The organism is Endozoicomonas sp. ONNA1, from assembly GCF_024606325.1.
Lineage (GTDB): Bacteria > Pseudomonadota > Gammaproteobacteria > Pseudomonadales > Endozoicomonadaceae > Endozoicomonas_A.
This window is the reverse complement of record NZ_JAHHPN010000964.1, coordinates 1-11,139: the sequence shown is the minus strand read 5'-3', so window position 1 is coordinate 11,139 and position 11,139 is coordinate 1. Positions and strand designations below refer to the sequence as shown.

Annotated in this window: 11 protein-coding genes; 6 read left to right on the top strand and 5 right to left on the bottom strand. The window is 44.8% G+C overall.

The genetic code is table 11. The annotated features are described in order from the left end of the window. Window positions 1-97 precede the first annotated feature (97 nt). Window positions 98-1,813 (bottom strand): hypothetical protein, encoded by a 1,716-nt coding sequence (locus KDK19_RS23285; protein WP_257252758.1) that lies wholly within the window; start codon window positions 1,811-1,813, stop codon window positions 98-100. Window positions 1,814-2,384: 571 nt separating this feature from the next. Then, a complete protein-coding gene (locus tag KDK19_RS23280; RefSeq protein ID WP_257252757.1) occupies window positions 2,385-2,987 on the bottom strand; it encodes an outer membrane protein in 603 nt (200 codons plus the stop codon). Window positions 2,988-3,844: 857 nt separating this feature from the next. Between KDK19_RS23280 and KDK19_RS23275 the strand changes: the two genes are divergently transcribed. Then, entirely contained in the window at window positions 3,845-4,933 is a 1,089-nt protein-coding gene (locus KDK19_RS23275) for a hypothetical protein (RefSeq protein ID WP_257293054.1), read from the top strand. A 41-nt stretch (window positions 4,934-4,974) separates the two neighbouring features. Continuing rightward, a complete protein-coding gene (locus KDK19_RS23270; protein ID WP_257275248.1) occupies window positions 4,975-5,142 on the top strand; it encodes a hypothetical protein in 168 nt (55 codons plus the stop codon). Window positions 5,143-5,174: 32 nt separating this feature from the next. Here the strand turns inward: KDK19_RS23270 and KDK19_RS23265 are convergent, their stop codons facing one another. Then, entirely contained in the window at window positions 5,175-5,933 is a 759-nt protein-coding gene (locus KDK19_RS23265) for an HIRAN domain-containing protein (protein ID WP_257293053.1), read from the bottom strand. 157 nt (window positions 5,934-6,090) lie between these two features. Between KDK19_RS23265 and KDK19_RS23260 the strand changes: the two genes are divergently transcribed. After that, window positions 6,091-6,465, top strand: a complete 375-nt coding sequence (locus KDK19_RS23260; protein ID WP_257252751.1) for a type II toxin-antitoxin system RelE/ParE family toxin — start codon at window positions 6,091-6,093, stop codon at window positions 6,463-6,465. Then, window positions 6,458-6,763: a DNA-binding transcriptional regulator gene (locus KDK19_RS23255; RefSeq protein WP_257252749.1), complete on the top strand. Its 306-nt coding sequence runs from the start codon at window positions 6,458-6,460 to the stop codon at window positions 6,761-6,763. The genes KDK19_RS23260 and KDK19_RS23255 overlap by 8 nt, the downstream gene beginning before the upstream one ends. 51 nt (window positions 6,764-6,814) lie before the next feature. Here KDK19_RS23255 and KDK19_RS23250 read toward each other — a convergent pair whose 3' ends face one another. After that, window positions 6,815-7,288, bottom strand: coding sequence for a restriction endonuclease subunit S (locus KDK19_RS23250; protein WP_257293055.1), 474 nt, complete (start codon window positions 7,286-7,288; stop codon window positions 6,815-6,817). Next, complete coding sequence (locus KDK19_RS23245; RefSeq protein WP_257293052.1) at window positions 7,237-8,103, bottom strand: hypothetical protein; 867 nt, start codon at window positions 8,101-8,103, stop codon at window positions 7,237-7,239. The genes KDK19_RS23250 and KDK19_RS23245 overlap by 52 nt, the downstream gene beginning before the upstream one ends. A gap of 545 nt (window positions 8,104-8,648) precedes the next feature. On the opposite strand from KDK19_RS23245, the gene KDK19_RS23240 reads away from it, so the two are divergent. Both KDK19_RS23240 and KDK19_RS23235 read left to right on the top strand, forming a co-directional pair. Next, window positions 8,649-10,049 carry an integrase family protein gene (locus tag KDK19_RS23240; protein WP_257252746.1) on the top strand — a complete coding sequence of 467 codons (1,401 nt, stop codon included), beginning with the start codon at window positions 8,649-8,651 and terminating at the stop codon, window positions 10,047-10,049. A gap of 51 nt (window positions 10,050-10,100) precedes the next feature. Next, on the top strand, window positions 10,101-10,955 hold the full coding sequence (locus KDK19_RS23235; protein WP_257252744.1) for a hypothetical protein: 855 nt from the start codon (window positions 10,101-10,103) through the stop codon (window positions 10,953-10,955). Window positions 10,956-11,139 lie beyond the last annotated feature (184 nt).

Sequence of the window (11,139 nt, the reverse complement as noted above, 5' to 3'; positions counted from 1 at the left end):
CAAGGTAGTTGTACCTGCATGTCGGGAGTTTGCCATAACCGCTGGAGCGTGGGAGCCATGAGTAAACAAGTCAAACTCACTGAAACCGCATACCCCATTACCGAGCCAATAATACGGCCAAAGTGGTTATGACACCCAAACCAGTCATCACTTCGGTTGTACCCGCCGATGAAACAGAAACCGTACCGTTGTCGGAAGCCGTGCTGGTGTAGGAAGGCGTACCGTTATTGGAAACAAAGGGCGTAGACACTGTCGGGCAGAGGGATGGGTCAAAATAGAGCTGACCATCAAGATTGTTCAGTCCACTCAAAGGACCGTCTGTTGAACCCGTGATAGCCGTCGAACCGACTGCGGAACTTGTGATATTCGTCGGACTGACTGTGGTACCCATGATAGTCGTAGGATCGACAGTGGAACCCGCGATAGCCGTCCAGGTATTTACAATCTGGCAGAGTGTCGGTGAAGTGGGCGTAGCCGTGACACCGGTTGAACCCACAGATCTTTCACACTCACCTGCCAAGGGTAGTGGATCAATGGCTTTCAGGCTGAATTGTCGTATAGCTTGTCGCCACGGGTTGACTGCCTGAAGATGGTTGCAAGCGAGGGCCAGTTGAATTCGCGAGTCAACACCTATCGCTGTAGTTTTTGTGTGGATTCGATTACCTGCCAGATTAAAAAGAGGCGGCTCTACATTGGGATCTTTAAGACCTGTGAGAGAGAAACCATCTTTTTGTACAGTCGATCCTGTAGCAGTTTCTCTACGCGTCTTGGCAACATTGTTAATGTCGACTCTGTTTCTGAAAATATCCATGCTGCTCCCAAACCCAAGAATAAAGTCACCCGCTTTAGCCATATCGCCCTCGAATGAATTCTCAATAACAGCAACCCTTTGTGTCTGGTTAATGATTGTATGAAGGTTAATGAAGACGCCTGCTTCTGGAATATAGCTGTCGCGCAACCTTGTTGCGGTTTTACCTATGATCGTGTTTCTGACGAACAGCAGGCCCGGGCCCGGGCGTATATCGTTGGCCGATGCATCCAGAGACTCTCTGCACTCAAGATTAAGTGCGGCCTTGGTGAGAGGAAGGTGAAACAGGTTGTTCACTACAATCAGTCTACGGTTGTAACACTTTCCTGAAACAATATTTTCAACCGTCCTATTGGTGTTACTAGGACTAACTGGCTGGAAAGTAAGGTGTCTTATATGACTGTCTCTCACATTGCCAAACTGGAAATTGCCATTCATTCCAATCCTGATCATATGAGGATCATAATAACCTGACCCAAGACTGATAATGATTTCAAAACCTTCATCTGCCGCCCCGATAATGTCCTGACCGTCCTTCAAAGTTATTTCACCACCAATAAGATAATTAACCGGGATGTTTTCCGGCGCAGGGGCAGAGGATACCGAAGATGTCGCAAGAGCAACGGATGCAGAAGGAGTCGCAGTAGAAGACGACACTACAGTTTCGGAAGAGAGAAGTATAACAGCATTCTCAGGAATCTGTTTGATCACATCAGCCAAATCCTCTGCCGGATCGGCACTCAGAACAAAGCACTCTCGTCCGCTAAAAAGGCTACGATACTGCTTTAGCTGCCGCTCAACCCCCGCCGTTTGTCCTATCAGAGAATCACACAAACCTCTCGAATTGGATTTCGAAGAAGCAGAGGTCGTGGTTAGAGAAGAGATCGTGGTTGGAGAAGGGGTTATGTTCAAGGATTGAGTCGCCGTCTGGGCTTCTGCAATCAAAGCCATTAGCAGGAATATAGGGACGACTAACCGGGCTGAATAATGCTGTAGCTTGACCATGCTCTGGACTCTTTGGAACAGTCGACAGGAAGTCTAGCCCTTGTATTTATACTTATCCATTAACTGCTGTAAGGGACACTCAGAAAAAAGCAATAAATTGGATGTCTCTATCACTGTGACCATCCATTGTCGTTTACATAGATTTTATTTTCAAAGTTAATATCAAATTGCTTTTTTATAAAATTATGAGAAAAGTAATGTCTTGATAAAAATTATTCTCCATATCATCATTACCCTCCCATCCTGCCACTATTATCGAATAATTTTTTCTTTCTTTTCAGATAGTAATACCCTGATTCTGTCTGTAAACAATGAACCTTCATCCTCAACCGATCATTCAAGCCATGCAAGGAAATCATCAGGAAATTAAACGGAGAGAATCATGCCCGGTTAAACATCCACCACCCACTGTTTCACATTATTGGTTAACCAGTAACAGTGACAACTATCTTGACAAAGCGGACCATCGCCTGCTCCCAATCAAGTTCAATCTTTTTTGAATGAGAATAAGCCGAGCATAAACTTACATTCGGCCTATCTGGTTTTCGGTTATTTGTTAATTCAGAAATTGTCAGAAGCTATAGATGGCACTGAGAGACATCGAATGCGCTTTAGGTTTGTTTTCTACGTCAGTCCCATAGTCATAATCAATGTCATCGAACTGGCTATATCGGTATTCAGCCCTGAGCGACATAGGGAGACCGGCTTCATTTTTAAATTCTACACCGAACCCACCATGCCAGCCGGTAACAGTATCATCCCCTTTATCCCCGTCAGAGGTTTTGGCTTCTGACTTTAAATTACTCATTCCGAAACGACCATAGACGTTTACAGTCTCACTGTAAGCGTGGCCTATAATCAGGCTTGCACCATATTCATCTTTAAACTGGATCTCTTCTTCAAAGGAGCTCAACTTGTACTCGGCCTTGGTTCTGTGATGGTTGTATTCAGCCTCCAGTCCCACATACATAGCACGTTCAATAGGGAAGTTATAACCGACAAAAGCACCATAGATACTTCCCTGATTACCAAAAGAATCAATTTTCAGTGATCCGTACTCCATCTCACTGCTGACTGATTCATACCCGGCTTTACCGCCAATGTAGAAACCCTCTTCAGATGCAAGCGCAGAACCTGCAAAGGTAAGAGCTAAAGCTACCATGGTTATTCTCATAATTACCTTCCTCAGTGTTGTGGACTAAACACCGCCATAAGTATGTGCTATCTGAATCTCGGTGCGGTTTTTTTTACATTACAACACAGCATTGAATAAACCAATAAACCAACCTCAAGGAAGAACATGATCATTAGTTATATTCAGGGAAGTACGTAAAAGTATTGAATCTATCCGTCGAACCTGGAGTTTCGATTTCATTTGATCGTCTATTCCCTGTCAAATACATACCAAGACGGTTAAAGCTACAAGTTTCAGGAACAGGAGTTATGATCATTTCTGGTGTTTGAGGACATAAAAAGGTGGCGTGCCCTAATCAATAGCATTCCTGCAAGCTTGCAACTGACAATAAGAGATACGGAACGAACAATAATAACGTCCAGACACTCCGGTAAGCAGTCCAATCTGCTGATGATCCACTGACTTCAATTATCCGAAACGGTTATCTGTACGGCCGCAATATCCAAACAGGCATAGGCTCGGTGTCGGTAAATACAGAGGCTGAAAGGCTATGAAAACGGGCTATCTGGAAAATAACCTATGGTAAATTCCAGATAGCAAAAAGCCCGCAGTGTTCACTAACGCTACGGGCTTCGCTGTATATGGTGCCGGCACCAAGAGTCGAACTCGGGACCCACTGATTAAAAGTCTTTAATAAAGTTGTTTTATAACTACCCTTCACATTCCATGCATACCCTTAAGTCCTTGATATTAAAAGAATGCATGGATATTTACAGTTCCAAAGACTACTATAAAATGCTCTCCTATCCCGAAAGAAGTGGGGACTAATACGGGGACTAGATAGACACCAGACCACTGCTTCGATGTCAAAAGAATAACCAAATCGGACGAATCGCATGCGCCTTTGCACACCCTTTGAAATAGGAAATATGACGGTCGATGGGGAGTCAAAGACCAAAATCACAGAAGCGGTTGGTGGAAGAGGAGATGGCGCGCTTATCTTTAAAAGGCAAAGGGTCACGGTAGAGGCGTTCTATCGCTATCGTACAAAAGGTAAAGACCGGCTGATCTTCATCAGTCATTACGGTCGTAATGCAAGAAATGGATATAGCTTGCCTGATATAAGGGAGAAAGCCAGAGAATATGCTCGTTTGAAAAAAGAGGTAGCTCCCGTTGATTTGAAGGAGCATCTTGAAGTAGTGAAAGCCGAGCGTCAAAGAAAGCAGGAAGTACTAAAGAGAGAAACTGCAATCGAAGCCAGTCGGGGTTCATTAGAAGATTTATGCCGTTCCTACATTGGCAGTCTACAGCGACGCAAAGCCCCATCGGCCAAAGATGTTGAACGCTCACTTTCCTACAACTTGTTCAACCCATTCCCTGAGCTTTCCCTGCAAAAGGCAAACAGCATTACTACCGACGACTTGATGCCTGTTTTTCAGCGCATACTAAAACGTGGAGTAACCACAGGTTTTAACCGATTCAGAAGCTATCTATTAGCTGCTTATAACCTTGGCTTGAAAGCAGATTATGACCCAAGGCAGCAACTGGAAACAGGTAAGCGTTTTGGAATTCAGTTCAACCCGGTTGTCCCAATCCCCAAGTATGCTGACTATGAGCGAGTTCGGGAAAGAGTCCTTTCGAATGACGAAATACAACAGTTCTGGAATAACGTGGAAAAAGGAACTCCTGATTGGAGCCCTCTTTATGGGTTACTGGCGAGATTCTGTCTTGCCTGTTATGGCAACCGACCTGAGCAGTTGAATCATATCCGTTGGAGCGATATCGACTTTAACCAGCGAACGCTAGTTTCACGGACACCAAAGGAAAAAATGCTATCCCGAAAAAACGGGTCATTCCTCTTACCAAAAGGGCGCTGGATATACTGGAACAAGCCTCTGTATACAGAGAACCTCAACCAGAACGATTCACAGCCAAAGATTTGCGCCAGACAGCTACCCGCCTGTTTGCAGATAGCAGAGTACTGAAGGAGCATCGCTACCTGTTACAGAGCCGCGAGGATGGCAGAGTGGAGTCCAGGCATTACGACCACGATGACCGCTTGCCTGAAAAGCGTGACGTTGCAAAAGTGTACGATGACTATCTGGGGAGAATCATTGATGGCACTGTGGAAAAGCCCGAAAAAAGGGTGATTGATATCGACCATTACAGGCAGAAGGCAAGCGGAACCGTCTAATACAACGGGTTTGGCCCCCCCTGACACAGAGGTCAGTGAATCGATCCGGAAATTGTCTGAAATTCCTGGCTGTTAAACAGGTTTCTGGTTTGGCTGGAACAGGCTTTGAGCTCACACATCAGCTGATAGTAAAGGGGCGCTTCCTGGTTGACCCGAGCAACAGTCAAAGACAGTTCTGAGTGCCTGTCTGCTGCTAGATCGGCCAAACCGTGGGCCAGAAACCTTGGGCAAAAGCCGATAATTTCCGGCGTTCCCGTTGTTCTGATGGCCAGGGCGAGGGGGGCAGTCTCATTCTGGAAATCATTCATTAACAGCAGCTTGTCACCTTCTTTCAATGCCTTGATTCGCTGCCTGGCTGATTCAGATACATAACGAACACCATGAACAAAGAAATCCAGCTCGATAGCACTCTTCCCGGTCAGGTCCAGTTCCGGGAAAATTTGCGGGTTGTCCGTGCTTTTTACGCTGCCAGTTCTGGCCAGTACCTGTAGCGGACTAAGTTCTTCTTCAGAAAGCCCTAGCCAGGACAGCAGCATTTTGTATGCCGGCCTGCGCGGATTCAGCAGCCTGTTGGCGAATAATGGGAAGAGTTTGTCCGACTTATAAGTAACGTCAAGCTGTTCCATCCCGGAAAAGGGGATGAATGATTCGTTCCTGGCCCCCAGGGTGTAATCAAAGATAAACGGTTCCTGGTCCTGGGACAGCTTGCCTACTGTGTGCCAGTTTCTTTCTTTCGGGTCTTGCCAGGCTAAAAAGACACTATTCATTGAACGAGTCATTTCAGAGCACATAACAGGTTCCTTTTAGCAGCCCACGTTTGAAAGATGCTGTCTGTCTACTGGCAACTTGGCAGCGACAAGCAAGGTGAGCATAAACTACTCTGAAAATTCGTCGCTTTTATTTGTGGTACTTAGTGCTATACTTGTCCAAGATTGAGTAAGGTTGACTATGCGGGTATTTAAAAACAAAGCGTTCAGTAAATGGGCTTTCAAAGAAGGATTAAGTGATGATGCCCTGCTAGCCGCAGTCAGCGAAATAGAGAATGGGCTGGTTGACGCAGATCTGGGAGGGCAGGTTCTCAAGAAGCGTGTAGCCATAGCAGGCAGGGGCAAAAGGGCTGGACTGAGGACAATTCTGGCGTACCAGTTTAAAGACAAAGCTTTCTTTGTCTACGGTTTTGCCAAAAATGCTCAGGCCAACATTGACGCAAGAGAGCTGAAGGCGCTCAGAGCCTATGCCAGAACCCTGTTGAGTTACGATGACCATGATCTGGATAAAGCGGTAACGGCGGGAATACTACTGGAGATCAGAAATAATGGATAAATCTATTTTAGATGCAGTGCATGATGGCGCTAAAGACCTCCATGAAGCGGGCTTGATGGACGACACTACCCTTCGGGAGTTTGACGCCCTGTGCCTGCCTCCTGTTAAGCAGTACAGCGCCGAGCAAATCAAGGGAATCCGTACCAAGGTAAAAGCCAGTCAGGCCGTATTTGCTGCTTATTTGAACATCAGCAAGTCCACGGTGCAGAAGTGGGAACAGGGGGCCAAAAAGCCGAATGGCCCCTCTCTGAAGTTGTTAAATCTGATCGAGCAGAAAGGATTGGAAGTGCTGGTCTGATCTTCCTAATCCGTCATGGCTGGATACCGTTACGACAGAAATGGCGGGGGCTTATTTTACGGTGACCTGGCCGTTCATCTGCATGGGGAGGAGCCAGTCTCGGAGTTTTGCCAATTGCTGACTTTCTTGCTCCAGCATATCCTGCCTCTTGAAAATACTCTCAACTTGCCTGGTATATTTGTCAGTGATATGTTCTGATGGCAGGCGAACTTTTACTGTCTTCAGCACAGTTCCGGAAATTTCTTTGAAAGTTGATCCTGAAGAATATTGAATAATGGCTTTTAAGCAGTTTTGGACTGCATAGAAAATAAATTCGGAAGAGTAACCCTTGGATGGAATAAGTGACTTGAAGCCTTGATTGGTTGTTACTTCATTTCTGGCGATAGCCATATAGCCTATTGGTGCTCTTGAGCTCAAAAGAACAGTACCCTTGGGATATTTTTTCAAAGAAGCAGATTTGATTCCATCACTGCTTACATCGACAGCACCACGAGAGATAAACTTGCACTCAGTGTTGTTGGACAGGTCATTTGGTGTAATCCATGGCGTACCTGACTGACAGAAATTCTCTGCCGCTTTGTTGATGGTGTACTGCCACCAACAATCTGACCGAGCTTGTCCATTGTGCCATCACCCCACCCCACCGGAATCTCCCGCTTCAGCACCGATCTTTTTAGTTTACTATTTTTAATCTTGTAGGTGTCATGCCATTTTTTGATGGTATTTTCTTTATCTTTCATATCGAGTAAGTCAGCAACTTCCAGATGTATGTCAATAACCTTACTTTCACTGGTTGCTTTTATAACATCTACCAATGCTGCCACTCCAGAACGGAAAGCTTTTTGCCTATTCATTGTATTGCGAGCTGACGCGATTGGTTTGCTGCGTCCTTTGGTGCCTCTAATGTAAAGGGCATCCATAGGGTCGGCTCCATCCATGGCAATTTGCTCAATAGAGCGACCAAGATACTTAGCTGACTCAAGGGTCACTTCAACGGATTTATGATCAGCCCGACACGACAGTTGCTTAGAGAAAGCATCTTTATTTTCCGAAGCAAATTTTATCAGTTCAGCCAAAGATGATACTGATAGCTCCAGTGCTTTATACCCATCTGTAACACAGTCTCTCTGCTCGGCTGATCTCATTAGTTCTCGGTAATACAATGTTTCTGAAGATGTAATGAGTCTGAGCGCTTCCTCTTCTGTCATTAGTGTGTGATCTGCTCCCTCAAAGATGAGGCGCAAGTATTTTTCTAGATTGTTATGCAGCGATTCTTCTTCAATATAAGGTACTTCCTCGGGTTGGAAGGTGGCTATTTTTTTGTTTTGTTTGCTGTCCATCTGCTTACCTTTTTCCATGCATCGGTTTATGCCAGGCAACATTCCTTGTTATAGGTTGTCATATGTAACCATATGCCTCTATTTCATACCAATATATGCTGAAGTGAGAAGGATATACATGTATGGAAATATATTGAAAATAAAGTGGGGACTAGAGTGGGGACCAAAACTGAAAAAGTGAGCAGATACAAAAAAGCCCCAGACTATGCTGAGGCTTTTAAGTGCCTGATTCTACAGGGCTTTGTATGGTGCCGGCACCAAGAGTCGAACTCGGGACCCACTGATTACAAGTTGAGATTTTCGAACATCCGTACTGTTCCCTGAAATCCCATTAAACTACTTAAAACCCTTTATTTATAGGGCCTAAAGCCTATATGCTATTCTATGAGGTTCCATATTATTCCACTGCGTTGCGCCAGAAAAGAGGCGCAAAAGAAGGCGCAAATAATGACGGACAAATAACTCGCATGGAGGATTGGTAAGAGCGGCACATACAGCCTTTTGGAGGTTGCTGTTGTAAAAAATAATAATCAGGAGTAGGTAAGATGGCACAACTCTCAACATTTGAGCTTGAGAATATTAAGTACCGCTTGAGTGAAATGGTTGGCAGCCGTGGTGACGGCACGCTGATTTTTGAAAAGCGAAAGAGTGGAGCCATCGAGGCATACTACAAATACAAACATCAGGGTAAAGAAGCCAAAATCAAAATCGGCTTATATAAAGCCACCAAAGATCGTCATGGCTATAAGCTGGCGGAATGCAGAGTTAAGGCTAGGGCACTGTCGAATGTAAGGAGAGAATGTGGAGGTGACTTGAAAGGTCACCTTGAAATGCTGGAACGCAAGCGTGAACAGGAGCTTTTAGAAGAAAAACAGCGACAGGAAGCAGAAGCCCTGAAAGGCTCGTTCACTGATCTGATTGATGCTTATGTGGAAGATCAGAAGCGGCAGGGTAAAAGTTCGGCCCATCAAACAAAGCAGGCTTTGGAACGTAATGTGGTAAAGGCATACTCCCAAATAGCGGCGAAGAAGGCTAAAGACGTAACACCAGATGATATTGTTTCTATACTCGCAGAAATCCATAACCGTGGTTCAGAAGCTGAATCCGTAAGGGTTCGGGCAATTCTCCATGCATGTTTTTCCTTTGGTATGAAGGGGGATTACGACCCGACCCGAGTTGGCAAAAAGCGTTTTTATATCCAGTACAACCCTGTAGCAACAACGAAAAAAAACACCCATGCAGTTAAAGTGGGTGAGCGGGTGCTAAATCATAAGGAAGTAAAAGAACTTTGGGACAACATTACTGATGTGCATCGTGTTGGCGTTGTTATGGGGTGCTTCATTCGTTTCATGTTTGCAACAGGTGGTCAGCGCCCTTTGCAGCTGGCGAGGGCCCGCTGGGAAGATTACGACTTCACACGTAACTGTGTCACTCTGTTTGATAAGAAGGGCAAAAATGGCAAGGTAAAGGTTCATGTTGTCCCACTGACTGCTCGGGCGCTTGCGATACTGGAAGAAGTTAGGCCTTTAACAAGTAAATACCCTTGGCCGTTTTGCTCTGGAGTTCCCAGTCGAAAGGCAGAGACAAAAGGTCAATTGACCTCTTACAACGAAGGCTCCTTTAAGAATGCTTTTAGCCGTTACAACAATAAGCTCAAAAAGCAGGCGAATGAGGAAGGAAGACCAGAGCCGGAATGGTTTACAGCTCGTGATATTCGCCGAACCATCAAAAATATTCTGATTGATGCTGGAGTCAGCCGTGAACAACGGAACTTGCTTCAATCCCACGCCCAAGTGGGCGTAGATATTAAGCACTATGACCGGCATGAACACCTTTCTGAAAAGCGGGAAAGCATGAGGCTTTATGACATTCTTCTGACCAAAATTATTGAGGGTACTGAAACAGTGCTTATTGACCTGGAGGAATACCAGAGAGCTGGTGGCTGATAATCATTTTTCTCTCATATAGCTCAACTAATAATAAGAAGGTAAACAAGCATGTCCATTAATCTTTTTCCTCATACAATCAGCTCAACAATAACTTTAAGGGACGCTGTATTGCTTATGGTTGGGCAGGATCCCAATAGATGTTTTGCTACTGACTTTGAACCAAACTATGGCCCTTTTGTTCCGATAACTGATAATGAGCAGGAGCGGCAAGAACTGTATTCCGCCTACGAGTATCTGAAAGTACTTAAAGAAGAGCTCACAAAACCCGATGGTTGTCTGGTTATTGATCGCCTCGTCGTTCATGTGAAAACAGTGAAAGTCAGGAGTAGTAGAATAGATATACCTGACCTGATAACTCTTGCAAGGGTTATTCAGGAAAAGCAAGACCGAATTGAACATGAAGTACTCACCAGCGGTGCGTTCGAAGTTTTACCCTTTTCAGATAAGCCCTGTATTTCGATAATGAATCCTAGTTCCTTTACTATGAGGGAGGTATATCAGGGACACTGGACTATACAAAGCTCCACTGCTGTATCAATGGATTCGATTAGAGAATGGGCTATATCCAAGGGGATTGACTGTCAGTTCGCAAGGCTTGGGGTGGGTAAGGCTCAAAAAGTGCAAAGGGCAGAGGATGCAACAAATTTGATTGATTTATTGATCAGTTGTAACTGCCCATATATAAGCGAAAAATTGAAAGCAACCCTATTGGCTGTGAGGCATAACTGTGAGTATGGTCACGATACACTGACCTTTAAGCAGTCAGCTGAGCTATTTGTTAGAAAAAATTATTCACACCTACCAGCAGAAAATATTGGTTCTATAGTGAATACCAATGTGGGCAAGGGGAGAGCCAAAAAGGGTTTTTTAAGTCTTTCTGACTATTTGGGGAATAAAAAATAACGGCACCTCTTTAAACTCATAAAACTCAGGAGGTTAGCCTAAATACCTCCTATTTTTTTATCCAATGACCCCTATTCATCTTATTTTTCTATCGCTGGTTAGATGCTTTTCTCTTCCTATCGTTCGAACGAAAACCATAACTCTTCAAGGAATCAGAAGGAAAAGCATGAACAGCATCTATCAG

What these genes read in the sequence shown, in the direction of transcription:
- KDK19_RS23285 (WP_257252758.1), bottom strand. Translation starts at nt 1,813, where the DNA reads ATGGTCAAGCTACAGCATTATTCAGCCCGGTTAGTCGTCCCTATATTC.
- KDK19_RS23280 (WP_257252757.1), bottom strand. Translation starts at nt 2,987, where the DNA reads ATGAGAATAACCATGGTAGCTTTAGCTCTTACCTTTGCAGGTTCTGCG.
- KDK19_RS23275 (WP_257293054.1), top strand. Translation starts at nt 3,845, where the DNA reads ATGCGCCTTTGCACACCCTTTGAAATAGGAAATATGACGGTCGATGGG.
- KDK19_RS23265 (WP_257293053.1), bottom strand. Translation starts at nt 5,933, where the DNA reads ATGTGCTCTGAAATGACTCGTTCAATGAATAGTGTCTTTTTAGCCTGG.
- KDK19_RS23260 (WP_257252751.1), top strand. Translation starts at nt 6,091, where the DNA reads ATGCGGGTATTTAAAAACAAAGCGTTCAGTAAATGGGCTTTCAAAGAA.
- KDK19_RS23255 (WP_257252749.1), top strand. Translation starts at nt 6,458, where the DNA reads ATGGATAAATCTATTTTAGATGCAGTGCATGATGGCGCTAAAGACCTC.
- KDK19_RS23245 (WP_257293052.1), bottom strand. Translation starts at nt 8,103, where the DNA reads ATGGACAGCAAACAAAACAAAAAAATAGCCACCTTCCAACCCGAGGAA.
- KDK19_RS23240 (WP_257252746.1), top strand. Translation starts at nt 8,649, where the DNA reads ATGGCACAACTCTCAACATTTGAGCTTGAGAATATTAAGTACCGCTTG.
- KDK19_RS23235 (WP_257252744.1), top strand. Translation starts at nt 10,101, where the DNA reads ATGTCCATTAATCTTTTTCCTCATACAATCAGCTCAACAATAACTTTA.